This window comes from Methanolobus sp. ZRKC4 (assembly GCF_045291305.1).
Classification (GTDB): Archaea; Halobacteriota; Methanosarcinia; order Methanosarcinales; family Methanosarcinaceae; genus Methanolobus.
The window spans coordinates 2,222,897-2,246,930 of sequence record NZ_CP146983.1 but is presented as its reverse complement, the minus strand read 5'-3'; the positions used below and the strand labels follow the sequence as shown (position 1 = coordinate 2,246,930).

The 24,034-nt window shown below is 40.7% G+C and carries 20 protein-coding genes and 1 tRNA gene; 10 read left to right on the top strand and 11 right to left on the bottom strand.

Annotation, left to right across the window (positions count from 1 at the left end; genetic code table 11):
- Positions 1 to 21 precede the first annotated feature (21 nt).
- Positions 22 to 228, bottom strand: a complete 207-nt coding sequence (locus V7O67_RS11105) for a hypothetical protein (RefSeq protein WP_342304779.1) — start codon at positions 226 to 228, stop codon at positions 22 to 24.
- A gap of 362 nt (positions 229 to 590) precedes the next feature.
- On the opposite strand from V7O67_RS11105, the gene V7O67_RS11100 reads away from it, so the two are divergent.
- Positions 591 to 1,022 carry an SRPBCC domain-containing protein gene (locus V7O67_RS11100; protein WP_342304780.1) on the top strand — a complete coding sequence of 144 codons (432 nt, stop codon included), beginning with the start codon at positions 591 to 593 and terminating at the stop codon, positions 1,020 to 1,022.
- Positions 1,023 to 1,035: 13 nt separating this feature from the next.
- On the opposite strand, the gene V7O67_RS11095 is transcribed toward V7O67_RS11100, so the two are convergent.
- Together V7O67_RS11095 and acnA are read right to left on the bottom strand one after the other, a co-directional pair.
- Positions 1,036 to 2,133, bottom strand: coding sequence for a citrate/2-methylcitrate synthase (locus V7O67_RS11095; RefSeq protein ID WP_342304781.1), 1,098 nt, complete (start codon positions 2,131 to 2,133; stop codon positions 1,036 to 1,038).
- A 173-nt stretch (positions 2,134 to 2,306) separates the two neighbouring features.
- Positions 2,307 to 5,090 (bottom strand): aconitate hydratase AcnA, encoded by a 2,784-nt coding sequence (acnA, locus tag V7O67_RS11090; protein ID WP_406670012.1) that lies wholly within the window; start codon positions 5,088 to 5,090, stop codon positions 2,307 to 2,309.
- A gap of 434 nt (positions 5,091 to 5,524) precedes the next feature.
- On the opposite strand from acnA, the gene V7O67_RS11085 reads away from it, so the two are divergent.
- From V7O67_RS11085 to V7O67_RS11070, 4 genes are all read left to right on the top strand, one after another.
- Positions 5,525 to 5,962 carry a hypothetical protein gene (locus V7O67_RS11085; RefSeq protein ID WP_342304783.1) on the top strand — a complete coding sequence of 146 codons (438 nt, stop codon included), beginning with the start codon at positions 5,525 to 5,527 and terminating at the stop codon, positions 5,960 to 5,962.
- 165 nt (positions 5,963 to 6,127) lie between these two features.
- Positions 6,128 to 6,583, top strand: a complete 456-nt coding sequence (locus V7O67_RS11080) for a hypothetical protein (protein WP_342304784.1) — start codon at positions 6,128 to 6,130, stop codon at positions 6,581 to 6,583.
- A 206-nt stretch (positions 6,584 to 6,789) separates the two neighbouring features.
- Complete coding sequence (locus V7O67_RS11075; protein WP_406657604.1) at positions 6,790 to 8,805, top strand: sodium-translocating pyrophosphatase; 2,016 nt, start codon at positions 6,790 to 6,792, stop codon at positions 8,803 to 8,805.
- A gap of 733 nt (positions 8,806 to 9,538) precedes the next feature.
- Positions 9,539 to 10,447, top strand: a complete 909-nt coding sequence (locus V7O67_RS11070) for a hypothetical protein (protein ID WP_342304786.1) — start codon at positions 9,539 to 9,541, stop codon at positions 10,445 to 10,447.
- Here the strand turns inward: V7O67_RS11070 and V7O67_RS11065 are convergent.
- On the bottom strand, positions 10,441 to 11,361 hold the full coding sequence (locus tag V7O67_RS11065) for a TIGR00269 family protein (RefSeq protein WP_406670011.1): 921 nt from the start codon (positions 11,359 to 11,361) through the stop codon (positions 10,441 to 10,443). The two genes, V7O67_RS11070 and V7O67_RS11065, sit on opposite strands and share 7 nt — an antisense overlap.
- 294 nt (positions 11,362 to 11,655) lie before the next feature.
- Here V7O67_RS11065 and V7O67_RS11060 point away from each other — a divergent pair.
- Positions 11,656 to 11,733: transfer RNA gene (locus V7O67_RS11060), tRNA-Glu, on the top strand.
- Between the two features lie 238 nt (positions 11,734 to 11,971).
- Here the strand turns inward: V7O67_RS11060 and tnpC are convergent.
- Positions 11,972 to 13,420: an IS66 family transposase gene (tnpC, locus tag V7O67_RS11055; RefSeq protein WP_406671457.1), complete on the bottom strand. Its 1,449-nt coding sequence runs from the start codon at positions 13,418 to 13,420 to the stop codon at positions 11,972 to 11,974.
- 291 nt (positions 13,421 to 13,711) lie between these two features.
- Here tnpC and V7O67_RS11050 point away from each other — a divergent pair, with 291 nt between their 5' ends.
- Positions 13,712 to 14,938 carry a tripartite tricarboxylate transporter permease gene (locus V7O67_RS11050; RefSeq protein WP_406671465.1) on the top strand — a complete coding sequence of 409 codons (1,227 nt, stop codon included), beginning with the start codon at positions 13,712 to 13,714 and terminating at the stop codon, positions 14,936 to 14,938.
- Position 14,939: 1 nt separating this feature from the next.
- Here V7O67_RS11050 and V7O67_RS11045 read toward each other — a convergent pair whose 3' ends face one another.
- Genes V7O67_RS11045 through V7O67_RS11035 form a run of 3 tightly spaced genes read right to left on the bottom strand, consistent with a single transcriptional unit; the run spans position 14,940 to position 16,852 of the window.
- On the bottom strand, positions 14,940 to 15,305 hold the full coding sequence (locus V7O67_RS11045) for a cupin domain-containing protein (RefSeq protein ID WP_342304788.1): 366 nt from the start codon (positions 15,303 to 15,305) through the stop codon (positions 14,940 to 14,942).
- 13 nt (positions 15,306 to 15,318) lie between these two features.
- Positions 15,319 to 16,089 (bottom strand): AAA family ATPase, encoded by a 771-nt coding sequence (locus tag V7O67_RS11040; RefSeq protein WP_406670010.1) that lies wholly within the window; start codon positions 16,087 to 16,089, stop codon positions 15,319 to 15,321.
- Positions 16,090 to 16,135: 46 nt separating this feature from the next.
- Positions 16,136 to 16,852 (bottom strand): hypothetical protein, encoded by a 717-nt coding sequence (locus V7O67_RS11035; RefSeq protein WP_342304790.1) that lies wholly within the window; start codon positions 16,850 to 16,852, stop codon positions 16,136 to 16,138.
- Positions 16,853 to 16,984: 132 nt separating this feature from the next.
- Between V7O67_RS11035 and V7O67_RS11030 the strand changes: the two genes are divergently transcribed.
- Positions 16,985 to 17,866, top strand: a complete 882-nt coding sequence (locus tag V7O67_RS11030; protein WP_342304791.1) for a cation diffusion facilitator family transporter — start codon at positions 16,985 to 16,987, stop codon at positions 17,864 to 17,866.
- 25 nt (positions 17,867 to 17,891) lie between these two features.
- Positions 17,892 to 18,989, top strand: a complete 1,098-nt coding sequence (gene aroC / locus V7O67_RS11025) for a chorismate synthase (RefSeq protein ID WP_406670009.1) — start codon at positions 17,892 to 17,894, stop codon at positions 18,987 to 18,989.
- A gap of 153 nt (positions 18,990 to 19,142) precedes the next feature.
- Here aroC and V7O67_RS11020 read toward each other — a convergent pair whose 3' ends face one another.
- A complete protein-coding gene (locus tag V7O67_RS11020) occupies positions 19,143 to 20,300 on the bottom strand; it encodes an LL-diaminopimelate aminotransferase (protein ID WP_342304793.1) in 1,158 nt (385 codons plus the stop codon).
- A gap of 185 nt (positions 20,301 to 20,485) precedes the next feature.
- Between V7O67_RS11020 and V7O67_RS11015 the strand changes: the two genes are divergently transcribed.
- Positions 20,486 to 22,432, top strand: a complete 1,947-nt coding sequence (locus V7O67_RS11015) for an ATP-binding protein (protein ID WP_406670008.1) — start codon at positions 20,486 to 20,488, stop codon at positions 22,430 to 22,432.
- Here V7O67_RS11015 and budA read toward each other — a convergent pair.
- Both budA and V7O67_RS11005 read right to left on the bottom strand, forming a co-directional pair.
- Positions 22,372 to 23,214 carry an acetolactate decarboxylase gene (gene budA / locus V7O67_RS11010; RefSeq protein WP_342304795.1) on the bottom strand — a complete coding sequence of 281 codons (843 nt, stop codon included), beginning with the start codon at positions 23,212 to 23,214 and terminating at the stop codon, positions 22,372 to 22,374. The genes V7O67_RS11015 and budA overlap by 61 nt on opposite strands.
- A 248-nt stretch (positions 23,215 to 23,462) precedes the next feature.
- Positions 23,463 to 23,936 carry a chemotaxis protein CheW gene (locus V7O67_RS11005; protein WP_342304796.1) on the bottom strand — a complete coding sequence of 158 codons (474 nt, stop codon included), beginning with the start codon at positions 23,934 to 23,936 and terminating at the stop codon, positions 23,463 to 23,465.
- Positions 23,937 to 24,034 lie beyond the last annotated feature (98 nt).

Below are 24,034 nucleotides of genomic sequence, written 5' to 3'. Positions count from 1 at the left end.
AGGGGATATTTCTATCCCGTGTTAATTATTATAAGCATCATATATCTGCCATATCCAGACAATGGCTCCCAATAGGTAACCTATGAGGATGAATTGTAATATAAGACAAATAACCAGAACTACCCATATACCAATTGCCTTGAATAATTCGCCTTTAATGATCTGTCCCAGTCCCGGTATGAAAAATGATAATAGTGCCGGAATGCCGTGTTTTTGGTTGCTGCCCATAATAGTACCTTTGTGTTGGATTAATAACTGCAGTCTATAATGAATCTGGACGTATAAAAACACTTACCTGAATTTCTTTTTGCCTTAAAGATTCATGTATGTTCTATAGTGAAGAGTAAAACTTTTAATCCATGTAAACCTTAGGCAGATATAGGCGACGATATAAATGCTTACAACTAAACAATTTACTTATCTTTTTCCGATTTGCAGGTGATCTTGTTCTTTATGCTTCCTATTTTCATACCATCTATAATTATATATTTAATGAACGCTAAAGAGTTGCATAGAAAAGCAGGGAATTAGTGTGAACAATATATCCTTTTTTTCTTCCAACTTCCTTTTTATCGGAGGTTTACCTCACAATGCATAAGATTTGTACTGATATCATAATTGAAGCTCCTATTAATGAGGTCTGGGACCTCCTAACAGATTTTGAAGGTTTTGATCGCTGGAATCCATTTATCACAAGTATAAAAGGAAAACTTGAACCTGGTTCAAAGCTAGATGTTTATATGCAGCCACCTGGCATGAAAGCTATTAACTTAACTCCTGTTCTAACAAAAGTAGAGCCTGTGCATGAGTACAGGTGGATGGGCAATTTGTGGGTCAAAGGGATATTTGACGGTGAACATGTCTTTAGGATCGAAGAACTTGAAAATGATAGGACACGATTCATACAGTGTGAAAGGTTTAGAGGTATCCTTGCAAATTTCATACTACATTTTATTGGTGAAAAAACCCGAATGGGTTTTGAAAATATGAACAATAACCTGAAAAATGAATGTGAGAAATAAAAGAGAACAAGTCTCAGACAAAATTTGCCCTTGGCCTGATAACCTTGTTATCTGCATATTGTTCCATGCAGTGGGCCATCCATCCTGAAACCCTTCCGATTGCGAATATAGAAGTTGCAAGTTCAGCAGGGATGTCCAAATATTTATACACAACAGCCGAATAGAAATCTACATTAGGGTAGATTGTTTTTCCCCGAAGTTCTATGAATTCATGGTAAAGAATATGCTCTATTCTTTCTGCCATATCAAACCAGGAAGAATCACCATTTTCGATGGCCAATCTTTTGGCTACATCCTTGTATATCCTTGCTCTTGGATCATATGTCTTGTAGACACGGTGACCAAAACCCATTATCTTCTCTTTATTTTCAAGTTTTTCAAGAACGTAACTCTGTGCGTTCTCTATACTGCCAACTTCATCAAGCATATCCATCACACCCTTTCTGGCACCACCATGTAAAGGTCCTTTTAGGGTACAAAGGCCGCATATAACAGCCGAATAGAGGTCTGAGAGGGTTGATGCTGCAATTCTCAAAGCGAACGTCGAGGGGTTCAATTCATGCTCTGCACTCAGTATAAGGTCCTTTTCCATTGCTTCAGCTTCAAGTTCTGTTGGAATCTTGCCTGTGAGCATGTAAAGGAAGTTAGCACCATGGGACAGTTCCTCATTTGGTTCAATGGGTTTTTCGCCATAACTTGCACGGTGTAAAGCTGCAACAATAGTAGGGAATTTTGCAACAAGTCTTATTGATTTGTTCTTATTTGCATCAGTTGAATGATGATTATTCTCAAGATCAAAGTGAGCTGTACAGGAAATCGCAGTCCTCAAACCGTCAAGAGCCTCAATTCCGAAATCAAATTCCTTGAGTACTTCTATTTGTTTTCCATTGATATGGCGGTTTTTTTTAAGTTCCTGGGAATATTCGAATAACTCGTTTTCATTGGGGACATTTCCATTGATCAGTAAATAGGAAACTGTATCATAAGAGAGATCTACCAAATCCTCTATTTTAATCCCCCTGTACTTCAGAATTCCCTGAATACCATCAATAAAGGATATTTTGGTATCCAAAGCTATTACGCCTTCCAGGCCTTTTTTCATCTTTTCCATTTAAAAATCCCCCAATGGATCGAAGTATACGTTTTGGTAAAATATGGTCAATATTATCTTTTTGTTGTCCATATATAAAGTTTACTGGATTTATATTGTTTTTATATATTATTCAAATAAACCATTCTAATTAAATAAAAATATTAAAATTTGATAAAGGGGGAATGAACAGGTCATTCTCCCTTTATGCCGTCTCTCAGGAATTTATGAAGTATGCCGCCATTCATATAGTACTCTATTTCGATATCAGAGTTCAGGCGCACAAAGGCATCAAAGGTCTTGTCTTCACCTGTTTCGGATCTAGCGATCACTGTGACTTCACCGAACGGTTTAAGCGCATCGATACCTTTGATATCGAATGTTTCTTTACCTGTCAGACCAAGGCTTTGCACGTTCTCACCGTCCGTGAACTTAAGCGGCAATACACCCATTCCGACAAGATTGCTGCGATGAATTCTCTCAAAAGACTCTGCTATAACTGCCTTTACACCTAAAAGCTGAGTGCCCTTTGCAGCCCAATCACGAGAGCTGCCGGTTCCATATTCCTTACCTGCAAGAATAATCAGGGGAATGTCATTCTCAACATATTTCATTGCCGCAGGATATATGTGCATTTCCTCATCAGTAGGTACGTGTCTTGTCCATGAGCCTTCTTTGCCCGGAACAAGCTGGTTCTTCAGGCGTACATTACCGAATGTGCCTCTCATCATGACTTCATGATTTCCACGCCTGGAACCATATGAATTGAAGTTCTTATCGTCTACACCCTTTGAGAGCAGATACTGACCAGCCGGATAGTCTGTGCGTATGGAGCCTGCAGGTGATATGTGGTCGGTAGTGATACTGTCGCTTACAAGGACAAGCACATGTGCATTTTTAATATCCTTCATATCTTCCGTTTCCATCGGGAAATCCTTGAAGAAAGGAGGCTCCTGTATGTAGGTTGAATCAGCATCCCAATCATAAAGAAGACCGGAAGGAGCATCAAGTCCTCTCCAGAGTTCTGTTCCCTCAAATATATTAGAATACTGTTTTTCGAACATCTCAGGTCTGACAAATTCTTTTGTCACTTCATCGATCTCTTCCTTTCCGGGCCATATGTCTTTCAGATAAACAGGCTGTCCGTTAGGATCACATGCAACAGGCTCTGTTGTCAGGTCAATATCAACTGTCCCTGCAAGAGCGTAAGCAACAACAAGCATAGGAGAGGCAAGGTAGTTGGCCTTCACCTGTGCATTAATCCTGCCCTCAAAGTTCCTGTTACCGCTGAGAACGGCAGCAACTGTGAGGTCCTTGTTTTCAATCTCCTGGGAAACCGCCTCCTTCAATGGTCCACTATTACCGATACAGGTCATACAGCCATAACCTACAAGGTGGAAACCAAGTGCATCAAGATAAGGTGTTAATCCAGCCTCATCAAAATAGTCTGTAATGACACGTGATCCGGGTGCAAGGCTGGTCTTTACGAAAGGCTTTACCTTCAGACCACGCTCAACGGCATTCCTTGCCAGCAGACCCGCTCCAATCATCAAAGAAGGACTGGAGGTGTTGGTACACGATGTGATAGAAGCAATAACAACGGAACCATGTGTCACATGAATATCATCATCGGCGCATTTAATTTTCTCTATTCCGGTGTGATGCGGATGAGTTATTTCTGCGATGCTGTAGCCGCCTTCTTCCAGCCAGCGGCTGTAATCTCCATTGGACGGACTCAGTTCCTTTCCATTCTTTTCAGCAAAGACATCTTTCATAGTCTGGTGGAAACTACTTGACATATCCTGAACAGGAATACGATCCTGTGGTCTCTTTGGTCCTGCAAGGCTTGCCTCCACAGTACTCATGTCAAGTTCCAGTGTGGAAGTGAATTCCGGGTCTGCCATTCCTTCTTCAAGGAACAGGTTCTGTTCCTTGCAGTATTGTCTTACTCTGTCAACATGTTCTTTTTCCCTGCCTGTCAGGGTCATATAACCAAGGGTGACTTCATCAACCGGACAGAATCCCATAGTTGCACCGTATTCAGGACCCATATTAGCAAGTACCGCCCTGTCAGCAAGCTCAAGCGTCTTGTAACCGGGACCATAGAATTCAACGAATTTTCCTACAACACCATGTTCCCTTAACATCTGTACAACCTTAAGCACAAGATCGGTTGCTGTGACACCATCCTTCATTTCACCCGTGAGCTTGAAACCGACTACTTCGGGAATAGGCATGTAATATGGCTGACCCAGCATCACTGCCTCGGCTTCTATTCCGCCGACACCCCATCCAAGCACACCAAGACCGTTTATCATCGTTGTATGGGAATCAGTACCCACAATTGTATCAGGATAAGCTACGAGTTCACCATCCTTTTCTCTCAGGTGTACAACAGACGCCAGATTCTCAAGGTTTACCTGGTGAATGATACCACTTGCAGGAGGAACAACCTTCATGTTGTCGAAAGCTTTCTGTGCCCAGTGGAGAACCTCGTAACGCTCCTTGTTGCGATGGAACTCATACTTTTCGTTGCAGTTGCGTGCATAGGAAGTACCATAATAATCAACCTGTACGGAATGGTCAATTACAAGATCTGCAGGAATTACAGGATTTATCTTATTAGGGTCGCCACCCAGTCTTTCCATGGCAGACCTGATAGCTGCAAGGTCCACAACCGCAGGCACACCTGTGAAGTCCTGAAGAATAACTCTTGAAGGAATGAAGGGAATGTCTGAAGAAGATACTTCCTCCGGGCTCCAGCTTGCAAGGCTTTTTACTTCATCTTCGGTAATTACCTTTCCATCCACGTTCCTCAATAATGCTTCAAGCAAGACCCGAATCGAGTAAGGTAACCTGGAAATGTTGGCTATTCCAGCCTCTTCCAGTTTTTTCAAGCTATAGATCGTTACCTCTTTACCATCTATATCGATGGTCTGTTTGGATCCGAAAGGGTCTTTAAAATCATCACATGTCATAATGTCACCTATTCAAATGTAATTTTTAATTATGATATTCATATAAGTTCAAAGCCGACTTTCTGTCGGAATTGTTTAGTACCTGTGCCTTATGGCACTCCTATCCATTCACATATATTCCCTGTCTATAATAGTAACTTGTATGCAGGGTGATGAGACTAGGGAATAAAAACCTGCATTGGAATAAATAAGTTTGCCCTCATGAAACGTGATTCATGAATTTTTCTTATGTTCAGGAGATAGTTCAAAAATATGAATTATATAAGTTGAAAGATGTTGGCATCATATTCCATATATTTTAGAGTAAGCTAGCAATGGATAACTTTTTACTTACTTTTTGAATAGCAAGGAGAATATTTCTAATCGAATCCAGGACACCTAAGCAACAATATGAAATGAAATGGATGTATTGTTTTCATAAAGGGGAATGAGTAATGGAAAAAGGTCTTTCTTTAGTATTATTGATTGTTGCTGCCGGTATTATAATAGGGGCCGGTGCAAACATGTGGTCATGCGGAATTGTTCCTGTGGAGGGTTTGTTTCTTGTCGATGGTTCATCTTCGATCGGTTCTTCCGATGGCAATAATTCCAGCAATCTTTACAAATACAATTTTACCCTTTTCAACAGCGGCCCTGATATTTATGTAACTACTGTTGAGCCTGTGCCTGCACAAAGTCCTTATATTGTCTCATCACCGGCTTCTCTTCGCCAGCAACTAGATAAACTCGTGGTATCGGGGTCTTCTATTACAATTGAGGGAACCATTGAGCTTTACACTGAAAACGGTTCAAAGGAAGAAATAATGAATTTGGAACCTATTGTTTATGTAAATGTTTCATCCACGCAAACAATACCCTATTTTGACCAGTGAGATTTACAGGTCAATTGCGGTGCACAAGATACAGGTTTCATAATCTGGCATATGATCAGGTTATGCATGTCATTTTTCCCCGGTTATTATGGCACCTCATTTTTTGGATGATCGCAGATATATAATTAAATGTTATAAGATTCATTATAGGGAGCAGGTGTTAAAATGAAGCTTGAACAAAAAGATAAGGATGGGATAGTAGCAATAGTTGCATCCCGCTATTTCTCCGAACAGGGATGGAAGTGGATAGACCTGAATACTGAGGCATCAAAGATACATAAGGCATATGATGACTTAATGGATCAGTATGCTGCTTACCCTTATATGAGCAGGGATTGGTATGTAAGCAACTCTGCCACCAAAAGTATTCATATGTGTGAGAACTGGGATGAGTTGAGTGAACTTGTGGAGTTTCTCAATGCTTACGGTCAGCATTTTGATTTCCTTGTAAAGGATACTAAAAAATCATTATGTGTAGCAAGCACGGATGGATATCTGACGCCTGATGAGAAAGCCTCTATCTCCTTTGCACGCAGGTCCCGGTATAATGTCTTTGTTTTCAGGGTGGATGTACCTGATGATATTGACTTTGAGCTCATGCATATAGGAGGCGGGGTATAACCAATGCCCTTTCAATCGACAGATTCATATTGGGGATTTCCTATTTCAGCCTACATTTATATATTATATTATTCATTATAGCCGAGTTGTAAAAAATTATGTAACAGGTCATTCTGTCAATGACCTGCTGCTTTATGAATATTTATAAAAGTAAAGTTGATTAAAATTTAATATTTAAAATAAACTATATTAAGAGGAGTTTTAATATGGAAGCTTTAATTTATCTCGCCCCTCTTGCTGGTCTTATCAGTTTGCTATTTGCCGGTTTCTTTGCACGCACTGTCCTCAAAGAGGACCCTGGTTCAGAGAAAATGCAGGAAATAGCAGGTGCTATCCAGGAAGGTGCGATGGCATACTTGAATCGTCAGTACAAAACAATAGCAATAGTGGCTGTAATTCTTGCAGTACTCATCTTCGCTCTCCTTGAGGATGGCAGCAAGATTGCAATAGGTTTCCTTGTTGGTGCAATCAGTTCAGCAGCAGCAGGATACGTAGGTATGAATGTCTCTGTCAGGGCAAACGTCAGAACTGCACATGCAGCCTCAAAGGGTTTGCAGAAGGCAATGTCTGTTGCTTTCCGTGGTGGAGCGGTAACCGGTCTTGCTGTTGTAGGTCTTGCACTTCTTGGTACAAGCGGTTTCTACATCCTCTATGGTGATGTGGACCTTGTAGTCGGGTTTGGTTTCGGTGCAAGTCTTATCAGTCTCTTTGCAAGGGTCGGAGGCGGAATCTTTACCAAGGCAGCGGATGTAGGTGCGGACCTTGTCGGTAAAGTCGAGGCAGGGATTCCTGAAGATGATCCACGCAATGCTGGTGTGATTGCTGACAACGTAGGTGACAATGTAGGTGACTGTGCCGGAATGGGCGCTGATCTCTTTGAGACCTATGTGGTAACGGTTCTCGCATCAATGCTTCTTGGTTCACTTATCCTTGATTCATATTCAAATGCAATTCTTTATCCACTCATCCTTGGTGCAGTGGCAATTTTCGCTTCCATCATTTCCGTATTCTTCGTAAAAGTCGGTAGTGATGGTAAGATCATGAAAGCGTTATACAAAGGAGTAGCAGTTTCAGCAGTTCTTTCTCTTATCGCTTTCTACTTCGTAACAACTTCCCTCATGGGTGACATGAGATTCTACTATGCAGCTTTAGTAGGTATTGTTATCATGGTTCTCATGGTGGTTATCACGGAATATTATACCTCAACATCTTACCGCCCGGTAAAGACAATTGCCGCAGCTTCCGAAACAGGAGCAGGTACAAACGTAATTTCGGGTCTTGCGATCGGATTTGAGAGTACTGCACTTCCGGTAATCATCATCATTCTCGGTATCCTGTCCTCCTTCTTCGTTGTGGGTGGTGCAACAGATCCTTCAATCGGACTTTATGGTATTGCGATAGCAGCAGCAGCAATGCTTTCAACAACCGGAATGATTGTAGCACTTGATTCATACGGACCTATCACTGACAATGCAGGCGGTATCGCAGAAATGGCTGGCATGCCATCAAATGTACGTAAGATCACCGATGCACTTGATGCAGTAGGTAACACTACAAAAGCTGTCACAAAAGGATATGCTATAGGTTCTGCGGCCCTGGGTGCTCTGGCTCTTTTTGCAGATTACACCCACAAGGTCGATCTGACCGAGACTGCTCTTAGTCTTAATAGCCCTACTGTTCTTGTAGGTCTTTTTATTGGTGGACTGCTACCCTTTATATTCAGTGCTGTTACAATGCAGGCTGTAGGAAAGGCAGCATTCAAGATCGTTAACGAGGTTCGCCGCCAGTTCCGCGAGATTCCAGGTATCATGGAAGGAACCGCAAAACCGGAATACGGTAAATGTGTGGACATCGTTACCGCAGCAGCAATCCGTGAAATGGCCATACCCGGTGCACTTGCTATCTTCACACCACTGATAGTCGGAGTTGTACTTGGTCCTGCAGCTCTTGGCGGTCTGCTGATCGGTATCATTGTCTGTGGTCTTTTGCTTGCACTCACAATGGACAATGGTGGCGGTGCATGGGATAATGCAAAGAAACTAATTGAAGATGGAAAGCATGGTGGAAAAGGCTCAGAGGCTCACAAGGCAGCTGTTGTCGGTGACACCGTCGGTGATCCTTTCAAGGATACATCCGGACCTGCACTTAACGCCCTGATTAAGGTAGTTAACATGGTTGCAATCCTGTTCTCAACACTGTTCATTGGCGCAGGTATTTTCTAAATCAAAGAACTTAATTTCCGGCATTAGCCGGAAACATTTATTTTTTTGATTTACTTCATCCTGTTATTTTTGCTATCAAGTAGAAGCAACGTACTTTTTTATATTCTGGTCGTTAAATTATGGAAACAAATAACCTCACAAATAGATCAAATCTCTCAATCAAGAAAAGTTAAGGGATAAAAAACTTGGTAAAATAAAACGAGTATTTTGTCAATAGGTGCTTATTTTTCCTACAGAATGCCAGACCAATCGATCCTCACATGTTATAATGATATTAATCCATTTTACACTCAGGTGAATGCCTGATTTGACCTATAATATTTTGATCTGGCAGTTTGTACTGTCTTTTCTTGAGCAGAAGTCTCAAACCCACAGGTATTTTTTATAAAATGATATTAAAAAATCTTAATTGCAGGAATCGTTTTTTTCAAATCCTCTTGCTTTCCATGCAGTAACAACATAATAATTTTTATGTAGATAAACAAAGAACCCATTTTGCACGGGTGGGGTTTAATGTATTTGGGGAGTGGGGTTTAGTGTGGGAGTGGGTTTTATGTATGAAAAGAGCCACCCGTGCAATAACAATCATGAAAAGTCATTATGGTATTTAAGGTTTATGATTTGATTGTACATTTTTAATTTACTCATCTTTGTATATACAATTTGTCTGTTTTTCCTATGGGATGCAACTAAATATTAGTGATACATAGAAACTCCCTCTGGAGTTATACTAATGGTTGAGGACATTGGAACGGTTATTAGCAAAGGTTTTGGTACCTGGACAAAGAATCTTAACATCTGTGTCCCTTTTATACTTGAAATGATGACAGCAATTGCATTCTTTATTTTTTCATTGATTATTTTTACACTGATGTTTATCGTTCCGGTTGTTTCACAGCAGAATATTGACCCTGGAAGTATATCACCGGAAGAAATGCTGAGCATGTTTTCGGACGTATTTTCAGAAAACATGTGGTTGCTGATTTTTGTGGGAATTATAATTTTCTTGCTTTACATGTTGGTGCAGTCCTTTTTTGCAGCTGGAGCTATAGGGATGGCAAGGGCAGCTTCTGAAAAAGGCAATACCAATCTTGGTGATATGTTCAACGCAGGCCGGGAAAACTTCCTTAACCTTTTCCTTGTAAATATACTTGTTTCCTTGCTCGCCATTGCAGGCCTGGTATTCCTTGTTCCGGGCATCATCTCATTAGGTGATATTAGCATTTTCCTTGCAAATCCTGATAGTGCAGTTGCAGGTGTTACAATACTGACGATCGGCATGTTGGCATGGGTTCTATACATAATTAGCCTGAGTCTTATTTTTTTCCTTGTGGATTATGCTCTTGTTATTGATGGCCTTGATCCTATCGGTGCAATTGAACACGGAATCTCTGTCTTCAGAAACAATATATTTTCTGTTTTTCTAATGTGGCTTTGGGTAGTTGGAATAACTGTGGCTCTAACTCTGGTAGGAGAAGCAACGTCTTATGTGGATGTAGTAGCCCAGCTATGGTCGTTTGCAGAAATCATCCTCAGCACCATCGTAATACAGCCTCTGATTGTCGTATGGCTTACACGTTTCTACCTTAACAGGACAGAGAAGAAACTCTATTCCTTTGAGGATTATATGATGGACTACTGATCTCTTTTAAGAAGTTTGCATGCCTGGCAGATATCTGCTGTACAGGCTTGCCCGCAAATACTGCAATTAGACAGTCCTTCCTGTGGGAATTCCCTGCCAAGTATGCCTGATATCTTATCGAATCCGCTAAGGAGGGCATATTTCGTACCAGGATGCCGAACTTCGAAATCATTCAGTAAAGTCCTTATTTCCTTTCTCATGGCTTCATGTGCATAGGGACATCCTCCAAAACCCAGTGGCAGGTCATGAAGATACGCATACAGAGCGACTTCTTTCTCGGGTATCTGCCTTAGAGGCTTCATACGTAGGACAAGTCCTTCAAGTTCCTTTGGTGGTGCCAGCCTGACCATACGCGATACATCGCCCTTAAGGTGGTTAAGGAGAATAGTCTGAGCTTCATCATCAAGGTTATGTCCTATGGCAAGTCGCGTAGCACCAATCTCAAGTGCGGTTTTGTTAAGCAATGATTTCCTGAGGACACCACAGTAACTGCATGCACCTTTTTCTCTCTGCATAGGTGCTATATCATCCATTGTTTTACCGTATTCTTCCCTGAATGACTTTACAATTAGCTCGATACCCAGTTCATCGGTAAGTTTCTTCGCCGATTCAATGGTTTGAGGTCTGTATCCTTCAATTCCTTCATCTATGGAAATACCAACAAGTTTGATATCCGGTCTCATGCCGAATATCCTGTGTAGTATGTAGAGTGTCGTACTGCTGTCCTTGCCACCGCTCAGGCCTACAGCAATAGTCTCATTCCTTTTTATGCTGTAATGCTTCCTGATGGTCAGTTTTATCTTGCGCTCAACATCCTCGATAAAATGTTTCCTGCACAGGTGCATGCCTGAGTATTTTTGGTAGATAATGGCATCCTTATTGCATTTACTGCATTTGATCATTTCGGTATCCATTACTTTTAGGACATGGAATCTTATTATATAAACATTAGTGACCAGAATTTTATGGTGTCAGGCTGGGTGAAGAAGCTGTGTCAGGTGAGCAATACCAAGATCATAGCACATCAGTTTTGTGTCGGCATCGTTCTGTTGACGCGAATAACATTCATTTTTTCTCACAAGGTACTAACTATTCGACTGTATATGTGTTGTTTTTGTGAAAATCAATTGAAATTCAATTTATAGATGCATAGGTTTAATAACTATGTCTGTTATGTTGGAGTCGCTTCACTAAAGCAAAATCAACGTGCTCCGGTAGTGTAGTCCGGCCAATCATTCCAGCCTTTCGAGCTGAAAACTCGGGTTCGAATCCCGGCCGGAGCACCATACTATTTTTCAAATAATTCTTTGAAGTCGATTAAACCATACTTTCTGCACCATCAGACTCTGGCCGTATGGGAATTGTTCGGTGCTTTTTACTTCCAAGTTATTCTATGTTTTGTTACAGGGTCATAGATCACTGCGTTGAAATTATTAAGTGACATTTATTTTAAAACAAAACAGTAAAAATTAAGTAACTATTCAGCCTAGCTCACTTCCACCAAGCTGATTTCTTCATCCACGATCAATTCTGCAACTTTGGAACAAATGAATTGCCATAAAATATTGCACTAATTGCATCGATAACAGATTCAGAATTCTTATTAACAGTAGACACGTATCCTCTTATACGGCAGAAATTTTTTGCACCCTGTTCACTGCGGAAAGTACCTGATATCTTCTGCTGTACTTTCGTCATTCTGATCTCTCTTTCAGCCTGATTGTTATCAAACGGAACGTTTTGGTCGTACATAAATCGCAAGATATCCTCTTTATGGCCAATAAACCTATCCAGCAAATTCTTTACCGTGGTCTGCTTCTTACGTCCTCGTTTTTTAGACCGCACATTTGATTCCGGATCAGGAGGATTTTCATTCACTCCTAAACAAGTTATGTGATCATAATCCTCACTGAACCTTTGAATTAGCTCAGTATCTAAAAGATCATTATCAACATGATGTTTAATGCATATCAAGAGATCACTCATTATCTTTGGCCACTGTTGATCCCTGTTTTCGGAAGCTCCAGTTAACTCTCGTAATAAATGTGCATTACATAATGAATGTTGACATTCATATTTGTTGTACGGTTTCCAAAAATCATGTGTTGCAACACCAGTGTAACCTGGTAATATGCCCATAGCATCCATTGCTTCTGAGCCCCTTTTACGATGTGCAAAATAATAGGTCAGTTTGTCTGTACCTGCCACATGAAGCCAATTACGAACTGCATTTATTCTCATTCCTGTTTCATCCAGATTGATGACAGGAGATTCTTTCAGGAGATGTTTCACTGTATTTTCAAAAGCTCCAAGCTTCTCAAAACAACTACGTTCCGTGTTCACCAAAGTAGCAGGACTTATCTTGCATCCCAAAATATCAGAGAACAACTTGGTAACACGCTGATAAGGAAGTAATTGGTAAGTGTGCAAATAAACTGCAAATGACTTAACTCGATGACCGTATTGAGTCGGCTGAGTTACACCATCTGGAAAAAGAGCTTTGTTTACATGAGAACATTTGGGACATGTTTTAATCTCGCAACGATGTTCAATGCAATTGATAGTTATAGGAGGAATGTCAAAGACCTGTCTTCTTTCATAGTCAGAGGGAACAGAAGCTAACGATCTCCCACAATTGACGCATTGATTAACAGGATGAACAATAACTTCATCCGGATCATCATTTATTCTTAATGTAGTACCAGGATGACCGTTTTGACCACCTACATGCTTATTGGTCTTTTTTCTTTGACTTTTAACGGTTGGTTTATTCCGTGCATAAGAATCAGTAGAAGGTGGTTTGCTACTGTTGCGACTATTCTTTTCAAGCATTTCTTCCAAATGCCTGACACGCTCTTCAAGTTGTGCAATTTGGAGAGATTGATGTTCAATTATCCCAAGTAATCGAGTTACAAGTTCTACTACTGCTTCTGGACCAGCTTCATAAACTGCAAGTATTTCTTCGCGGTCTATACAAATCCCCTCAGATTGATAGACGTTTTTTATGATATTTTACTGAATATTTTTTAACACATAGAATGAAGCCATAGTATATTGTTTTTTGCATCATTAAAACAGTCAGGCTGAATAGTTACAAAATTAAGTACTAATCAAATATTCCTGAACAAAACGTAAAGGAAAACGATGATGAGTATGCTGACAGATGTCCCCCCTGTGGGCATTTCTGGTATCTGTGATTACAGGTTACCTTTTAGGTGTGATTTCAGGGCTTGTGCCAGGTATCCATACCAATAATTTTGCACTATACTGCTTGCATTTTCTCCGTTTCTTTCAGAATATGGATTTCCGGTCATCTGCATTGCAGCCATGATACTGTCAAATGCAATATCACATACGTTTCATGATATTATTCCATCGATCTTTCTTGGAGCACCTGGTGAGGACACGGCACTAGCAGTGCTTCCAGGTCATACCTTATTGCTTGAGGGTCAGGGTGCACAGGCTATTCGTCTCTCAGCACTGGGAAGTGCGGGTTCAGTGGTGTTTTCCATGTTTACTGTGATCCCTCTTTCACTTCTGTTTGTGAAAAGTTATAGTCTCATTCAGGAAAATATGGCCTTCATACTAATTTTCGTAGTATTTGTAATGGTCATGACTGAAAAAGATGAGTATTATCATGGTGAAGGAAGGCAAAAGGTCTGGAGAAAAAGAGTCTATGCCCTTTTGCTCTTTGGCATGAGCGGTCTTTTAGGGGTATTTGCATTCAGGATGGATTATCTTGCCGTTCCTGTAATTGACTGGGGTCAGGGTTCAATATTACTTCCACTACTAAGCGGACTCTTTGGAGCATCCCAGCTTATAGTAAGCTTGTTCTCAGATCCAGTTATCCCGACACAATATGACTCAAAGCCGGAACTGGAAACCGGAAAGATCGTCAGGGGTATGGTTACTGGCAGTATCTTCGGTTCCATTGTTGCGTGGTTGCCGGGAATATCTTCATCTATAGCAACAGTATTTGCACGTCTTTTTGTTAAGCAGGAAGAAAAGAGTTCCAATTCCGGATATGGGAATAATGAGGCTTTCCTTAGTTCTTCAAAAGAGTTTATTGTATCCATTTCTGGTGTCAATACAAGTAACGCAATTTTCGGTTTGATGGCACTTGCATTTGTTGGAAAGACAAGAAGTGGAGCTATGGTAGCTATAAACGAACTGATAGGCGGTGTATCTCTTGAACTCTCATTGGTGGTGCTTTTTCTATGTGCAATACTGCTGACATCATTACTATCATACTTTTCCACGATCTATCTTGGTGATAACATCCACCATGTACTGGAAAAAGTCGACTACCCGAAACTTTGTTATGGGATTATTTTCTTCCTTGCAGTAATGGTATTGCTGTCTACAGGGTTATTCGGATTGCTGGTGTTTGTGATAGCAATTCCAATAGGAATGCTTGCACCATTTCTGGGAGTAAAAAAAAGCCATGTAATGGGAGTAATACTTTTGCCTGTGATCCTATATTTTATTTAGCTTATTCAAGTATCTCAGTATCATCGTGTGAATAGGCAGGAGAACAGCAACACAGTAATCTGAGTTCTCTTTCTCCTGTATTTTTGATATTATGGGGAGTTCCGGGGTGAATGCAGACCGAGTCTCCTTCATCGACTAAAATTGATTCATCCCCAAGTGTCATCAGACCACAGCCCGACAGAATATGGTATATCTCTTCTGCAACATTGTGGCGATGCAAAAGTGTTGTACTTCCTGCTGGTACCGTAGCCTCAGCGAGACTCTGGGCTGAGTTACCATGCGCAAGAGGATGCATCAGTTCCCTGATGGATGAACCATCTTTTGTGATGTAAGCTTCTGTCGTCTTGCAGGAAGTTTTGACCATCATGGAGATCACAAATCTATTCTTCTGTCTCAAAACCTGCTATCATTTCAAGCATGCTGTTTTTGATATCAGTGACTGCATCCACCCATTTACCTCCTACGTCGATGGGAGCCAGGCCCTGGAAGTCAGCTTCCACGAGTTCAGTGTCATATGGTATCTCTCCCAGGACAGGAATGCCAAGTTCTTCGAGACGAGGCTTAATGTTTGCAGAAGTCCCTTTGTTAATAACTGCAGCAAGGTTCTTGACATCAATGCCTTCTGAGAGTTCCTTGATACGCTGGGCAGTCTCAATAGATCTCATTCCAGGCTCAACCACAATTATCATGAGGTCTATACCACGAGTGGTGCCTCTGCCCAGATGTTCGATGCCTGCTTCCATGTCCAGTATAACTGCACTGGTATCTTTCAGGACAGCATGACGCAAAAAGGCTCTCAGGAAGGCTGATGCAGGACACATGCATCCACTGCCTCCTTTTTCAACTGTACCCATGACAAGCATTTTCACATTATCCGGCCCTACTACACCGAATTTATCGACGATGTCATCGACCTTTGGATTGAACTTGAACATGCCGCCTTTTTCCCCGGCTCTTTCTTCGATGAGATCCTTATAATCAGTAAGTGGCTGGGGAGGGTTTTTAACGCCAAGGGATGAAGCAAGGTTCATGTCGGCATCTGCATCGATTGCAAGCACATCATACCCTTCTCTTGCAAGCATCCTTGCAAGGGTGCCTGAAAGTGTGGTCTTGCCAACTCCCCCTTTTCCAGTAATTGCGATCTTTACCATGCTTTTCAACTCGGAACTTATCCGAATTATATTTTCCGGTTGCATTTCATTCGATGGTACTTACAAGTTCCAGCATTTCATCCAGTTCGCTGTTTCCGTCAATTGAAAATAGTGTGCCATTTACTATTCCGGCATCAATATTGTACTCTCCATTCGGTACAACTCCAATAACAATGGTGCTTGTATCGCCATTTTCAAATGCAGTTACAAAACCTAACATTCTCATTCCGGAATCTGTTGAATTGCCAGCTGCAGAGAATATCTTTACAATGGTTTCCGTCCCATCATCAAGTATAAGTTTTTTTGTGCTTGTTTCCTCTACGTTGGTAACGTCATTGTTTGCTTCCATTTCATCGATCTTGCTCTCCATTATTTTGGAAACAAGTTCTGTAGGTAATTTTGCTCCGGAAGGCAAAGAAAGACGATATGTGATTATCTGGGCGCTCAAACTCTCAGGTATGTCTATGGAAACCGGCAGGTTATTGGATTCCTTAAAATCAAGAACTTGTTCATTGATATCTGCTGTAAGCCTGTCATTATGATATTTTACAGTCGTGGAATTGAGAATTATGCTTGTTGAATCGGTAATTGTTTGTTCCAATGAGTTTTCCTCAATGGATAATTGTGACCATCCGTAGGCCAGTAGTGCATTCTCATCGATAGCTGCAGGAGTTGCCTGAGGAGTTTCAAGACATCCTGAGCTCAGGGAAATTATGAGTAGTAATGAAATCAGTAAATGAGTTTTCTTTATATTCAGGACCAAAAAAATCACCTGAATATCTAATGTATTTATTAATATATTAAAGCACTTGGTGTTAACGATTGTTGGCTACCCTTCTTTTTTTAGACATAAAAATCATATACTTTATATTGTTGATGTTCAATATTCTTATTGATGCACGACATTGACTCACGTTTCAGACAAATACGAAAAGTGCTGGTCTATGTGCTTTTCCTGAATCTGGTTGTTTCATTTGCCAAGATCGTCTATGGCTTTTATACAAATGTGCTCAGTATGCAGTCAGATGGTTTTCATTCTCTTTTTGACGGTGTTTCAAACATTGTGGGTCTTATAGGGATACAAATAGCAGCCAAACCTCCTGATAAAGAACATCCTTACGGGCATCGTAAGTTCGAGACACTGGCTTCTGTAATGATCGCTGTGATATTGGCCATTGTTGCTTTTGAAATAGTCCATTCGGCATTTAACCGGTTTGGAAATGGCAGTCATCCGGAGGTAACTGCAATAAGTTTTGCAGTGATGCTTGGAACAATGTTAGTCAATTATTCAGTGACCACATATGAAAGCAAAAAAGGTAAAGAATTAAACAGCGAGTTACTCCTTGCTGATTCTGCTCATACTAGAAGTGACATATACGTTTCACTTTCTGTCATTATAGGCCTGATAGCTATCCGGCTCGGTTATCCTGTCATTGATCCTGCAGTTTCGATATTAATAGCCCTGGTTATACTTCATGCAGGTGCAGAAATTATATTCCATAGTATATCTATCCTGATCGATGAATCCCAGATAGATCCGGAAGATATCTCTCAGGTAGTCCATAATATAGAAGGTGTGGTTGGTTGCCATAATATACGCACACGTGGACCTCCGGGAAGTGTCTACGTGGACCTCCATGTTGAAGTAGACCCTGATATGAGCACTTATAAATCTCACACTATCTCTCATATTGTTCAGTACCGGATCAAGGAAAGTTTTGACGGAATAGAGGATGTCCTCGTGCACATAGAACCAGCTCACACACGGTCGATATAAATAGAATCAGCACTTTTTTAGGACTATGCCAGGAAACACCTTTGGTCATTCATTCAGGATTACAACATGGGGAGAATCTCACGGTTCAGCCGTGGGTGTAGTCGTTGATGGAGTTCCTGCAGGGCTTAAACTCTCCGAGTCAGATGTGCAGAAGGAACTGGATAGAAGACGTCCGGGTCAGAGTGAGGTATCGACTCCACGTTCGGAGTCTGATACTGTCGAAATACTTTCCGGTGTTTTTGAGGGCATAACTACTGGAACTCCCATATCCATGCTTGTGCGCAACAGGAATGCTAATCCGGGAGCATATGATTATATCAGGAACATTCCACGTCCTGGACATGCGGACCTTTTCTACACGGAAAAATATGGTTTCCGTGACCACAGAGGAGGTGGAAGATCTTCAGGTAGGGAAACTATAGGAAGGGTTGCAGGCGGCGCGATAGCAAAAAAACTGCTTATGAGCTTCGGAATTGAAGTCTTTGCACATGTAATTGAACTGGGTGGTGTAAAGGCAGGCCCTGTCACAGTTGAGGATATCCTTAATAATGTCGAGAAAACCGTGGTGAGGTGTGCAGACCTGAATGCAGCTGAACTGATGCTTGAGAAGGTGAGGCTTGCACGCGATGAAGGTGACAGTATTGGTGGCATTGTTGAGATAATTGCGACAGGTGTGCCTGCAGGACTGGGTGAGCCGGTGTTCGGTAAACTAGATGCCGATATCGCCGGAGGACTTATGAGTATCGGTGCTGTCAAAGGTGTGGAGATTGGTGCAGGTTTTGAGTGTGCACGTATGAAAGGAAGCCAGATGAATGATGCTTTTGTGATGAAGGATGGTCAGGTCGTTCCTGGAAGCAACAATGCAGGTGGTGTTATAGGTGGTCTTTCTACAGGTTTGCCATTGACCTGTCGTATTGCGGTGAAGCCAACGCCCTCTATATCAAAATCACAGAAGAGTGTGGATATGGCTGCAATGGGAGAAATCGATATAGAGATACATGGACGTCATGATCCGACAATCCCTCCGAGAATGGTGCCGGTGGCTGAGTCAATGCTGGCGCTGGTGCTGGCAGATCATATGGTAAAGAGTGGGCGTATAGGTCCTGATTCATTGCTAGGATGACTGTTTCCTTAATTCATATTTTTTTATATTTCTACTACTACGTGTTTCAGTTGATTGAATAAATAACATAGAACCATCTCTATGGTTATGAAAATAACAATTTATTATGATAGCGTAAAAATAAAAAAAAGATAGAAGAAAAGGTAAGCAATATCAGATATTTAATTTGCTCATCCTTTCTACTGCTTCATTGATTCTTTCAACGGAGCGTGTAAGTGCAAACCTGATGTAACCTTCACCGTAAGTTCCAAAGCCAACACCTGGTGTTGCCACGATTCCTGCGGTCTCAAGCAGCAATTTTGCAAATCCTACTGAATCATAACCATCAGGGACAGGTGTCCAGACGTAGAATGTTGCTTTAGGTGGCTTGACATCAAGTCCCAGTTCGCGAAGTCCTTTTAACAGTGCATCTCTTCTTTGTTCGTAAATGCGGTTCATATCTGAAACACATTGCTGGGAGCTGCTAAGCGCGGTAATGCCTGCCATCTGGATAGCATCGAAGGCTCCGGAGTCCACATTGGACTTAACCTTACCGATACCGGATATTATTTGTTTGTTACCAACTGCAAAGGCAAGTCTCCATCCTGTCATATTATATGTCTTGGAAAGGGAGTAGACCTCAATTCCCACGTCCATTGCGCCGTCAACGCTTAAGAAACTTGGAGCTTTGTAATTGTCGTATGTCATTTCAGAGTAGGCGTTGTCATGTATGACCACGATTTCATTTTCACGTGCAAACTGTACAACCTCTTCAAAGAACTTTTTATCAGCAACGGCAGCTGTTGGGTTATTTGGATAGTTCAGGAACATTAACTTTGCTTTTTCAAGCTTGTCCTTTGGAATCGCATCCAGATCAGGCAGGAAGTCATTTTCTTCGAGAAGCGGCATAATATGGGCTTCTCCACCTGCGAATTCTGTTCCTATTTTGTATACGGGGTATGCGGGGTCCGGGCAAAGTGCTATATCACCTGGGTTGATAAAAGCAAGTGGTATATGTGCAATACCTTCTTTTGATCCTATAAAAGTAAGGGCTTCAGTTGCAGGATCTAAATCCAATCCTCTGCTTTCTTTACACCAGTCAGCAGCAGCTTTCCTGAAAGCAGGCATTCCTGCGTAGGAAGGGTACTTGTGTGTTTCAGGCTTACGTACTGCTTCGCACATTGAATCAACAATATGGGCAGGTGTTGGCTGATCCGGGTCACCGACTCCCAGGTCTATAACATCTACTCCTTTTGCTTTCATAGCTGCCTTAGACTCGTCTATTGTTGCAAACAAATATGGGGGCAATGAGTTTATCCTATCAGAATACATTTATTCACCTATTATCCAAGCATTTTTGTGCCATATGGCATTTATGGAACTCATTTATGGATTCCTATCTATTTAATAGCATAGTATAAGCAATTTTTTTCCGGGCAGTTGAAAAGTTATGTCCAAACAAAATCTATTAATATTAATAATATAAATTATAATATTATATTTTTAATCAATATGTGGTGTGGATCATTACTTTCGAAGAAAAACTGGACACTATGAAAAAGAGGGAAAGGGAGCTTGAATGTATCTATAGTATATCAGATCTGTTCGATCTGCATGTACCGCTTAAGTCCCTTCTAAAAGGTATAATACAAAGGCTGCCATCAGCTTTTATTTATCCTGAACTTGCTGAGTCGTGTATAGTTCTGGATGGGGAACTATACCAAACAGGCATGTTTGAAAAGAACAAACAATCCTTGTCCAGCAATATTATAGTTCATGGCAATAAACATGGTTTTCTTAGTGTATCTTACCGTGAGGAATGCCCTTTGCATGATATTGGCCCATTCCTGGAAGATGAGCAACGGTTGCTGGATGTAATTACATCACGTCTCTGTAAAGTTATAGAAAAAAAACATGTAGAAGAGGCTCTTCTTAATTCTGAGAAAAGATACAGGATGATATTCGATGTTTCTCCCCTTGGAATATTTATGGATCAAAATGGAACCATAAGTCATTGCAACAGAAGTTTTCTCAACATCTTTGGAGTTTCAAAAAACGATGTTGTAGGTGCAGAGATTTTTGAGTTTGTAAATGATGACCGTTTAAATCAGCTTTTTGCCGGATATTTAGAGTCTTCATGTCCATTTTATGAAAATGAATACTCTGCACGAATATCGGGCAGGGATATATATCTGAAATCTTACTATGTTCCTTTGAGGTCAAAGGACAATATTATCGATGGTGGTATTGGTCTTATTGCTGATATAACCTCAAACAAGAATTCAGAAGAAGAATTACAAAACCAGAAAGAACTTCTAACAAGTACTTTCAATGCCTTGCAGGATCTTATTGTTGTTGTGGACAGAGAAATGAAGATAGTTACCAGTAATTGGAAAAGTGACATGATATCTCCTCCGCAGAATGAAGGATCACATCCGCAGATGTATGATTGTTTTACTCATAATCTGATGCCTTGTGACCCCTGTCCTGTAAAGGATGTTTTCTCAACAGGCAACATGAAAGAATTCGAGCATATTGACTCAGTTGACAACAAAGTGAGGGATTTCCGTATATTCCCTGTCTATGATACAAAAGGTGATGTAATAATGGCGGTAAGCCACATACGTGACATTACCGAGCGCAAGGAAACAGAAGAGGCCTTAAAGCAGTCAACAAGTGAACTAGAACGGGCATATGAAGAGTTAAAGTCTCTTGACCAGCTCAAGGATGAATTCCTTTCTAACCTGAGACATGAACTTAACACACCGCTTACTTCCATAAAAGGATTCAGCGAGCTTTTGTATGATGGTACTCTCGGTTCACTGAATGATGGGCAAATGGATGCAATAGGGCGTGTTGTGACAAAATCAGGCAAGCTGCAGAATTTGATTGATTCCCTGCTTTTTGTAAGTACTAACCAGAACGGGACTATAAGATACAATTTTGAGCAAATCGAGCTTTCTTCTCTTCTTACTAATATTGTGAACCTTTTCTTTGATACGATCAAAGAGAAAAACATGCATATTCACACAGATGTTGATTTCGAAACATGTTTAATTGATGCTGACAGGACATATCTTCCTCAGGTATTCACCAGTTTGGTGGATAACGCAATAAAATTCACATCCGACCATGGGACAATCCATCTCTCGGCATTTAAAGAGGACAAAGAAGTCCATGTGATAATAGAAGATACCGGCATTGGTATTTCTGAAAAGGATCTTCAAAATCTGTTCCAGAAATTCTATCAGATAGATAGTTCATCAACCAGGAATTACGGTGGTAATGGTCTTGGGCTTTACATAAGTAAAGTGATCGTAGAAAACCACGATGGAAAAATATGGATAGAAAGTGAAGAAGGGAAAGGGACAAAAGTCCATGTACGTGTCCCCTTAAGGCAAAATCAATTTTCAGCTTCTTCCAGTTCACCTTCTATATCCTGTGAAAGACCTTTGCTAAGATAATTATTGTTTGTTGGTAGCTCCAGGTAGAAATTATCTGTACTGTCTATTTCTACAGTTCCTGAACTAATTGTATAGTCCAGTATATGTCCGCCTCCTGTCCTGTCCTGTGTGATGAAGTGCAGGTGGTAACCCGGTACATTTATGCCGTCAACATATTCAGGCATCCAATATCCGACTATTGTACCTTCAGTATCATTAAACTCAAAAACAGACTGATCCTTGGTTACTTCAACAAGTCTGGGATAAGGTTTTTCCTGTCCTGCTACACTACGTGTTTTCATGTAGTCGAATTTGCCTGTTATCTTTACAGCATACATTACATTCTGACTTGGAAGAAGTGCTGTAATGTGTTCTGCCAACTGCTGGCTGTTCATTTGTTCATCTATTATATTTTCGATGTCAGTCTCAAAGAAAGTGACAGCTGCAAATGGTGATGTTACGGAATCTTCGACTTCATATATCTGGCCATCTGCTTTGACCTGATAGATTATGCCATCAAGTTCCAGCATTTCCCCGTCAAGGTTGTCAAATGTTCCGAGTCCGAAGTCACCTTTACTTTTCAGTTCCCCGCAGCTGATCTCACCGTCATAAACACCTTCAAGGAGAGCATCTATTATGGAAAACTGGTATATTATGTCGGTTTCGGCATTCAATACTTGATTGGCGGTAGCTATGCTCTTATCTACGGAGTCTATGCTTTCGGTGTTTTCACTGACGCACCCTCCTGCTAAGATTGAAAGGATAACAAGCAGAGTGATAAGATAAAAGTTTCTTTTTTTCATTTTCTTCCCTCTTTTTTATTGTTTCAGTTATTTACTTATTATATATTTATTTATTATATTTAGAACGTACAGCTTTAGCTATTTGTCTTTCATGTATGCTGCATAAATGAACTATGAATGAGCTCTTTGCCATTTGTGTGTGTACATACAGAAGGTCTGACAAAAAGCAAAGTAAAGAAAAACAAAGGCTTCAGGCGTCTTTTAATTGTTAGCCCTTAAAAATCAAAAAATAAGAATATTGAATATGCTTACATTGCAGTTTCGCTTAGGATATTCTCAAGGTCAAGAAGGATGAGTAATCTGTCTTCTAGTTTGCCAACACCTTTCAGGTATTCTGCATTTATCTTCTGTGTGATGATCTCAGGTGTCTGGTCAATGTTCGATCCCTGCAGACGTATGACTTCACTGACAGAATCTACAACCAGTCCGATGACAGTGCCCTCTATGTCCACAACAACAACACGGGACTCATCAGTCATATCTTTTTGAGACATTCCAAAGCGTTTGTCAAGATCCATGACAACTATTATCTTACCTCTAAGATTGATCACTCCTTTTACGTAATCAGGAGACCTTGGAATCCTTGTAATTTCAGGCATTCGGATTATTTCCTGTACCTGCATTATGTCCACACCAAATTCTTCCAAACCCAGACTAAAAACTACAAGTTGATGGAGGTCCTCGTCAATATTATCCTGAAATGTTTCATTCACATTCGCCATTTTTTTACCTCAATGAATACGGAACTGTATTAGCGCACAACACACTGCACATAAATATCTAAACTACTATTATATTGTAAATAGTATAAATAGATTCT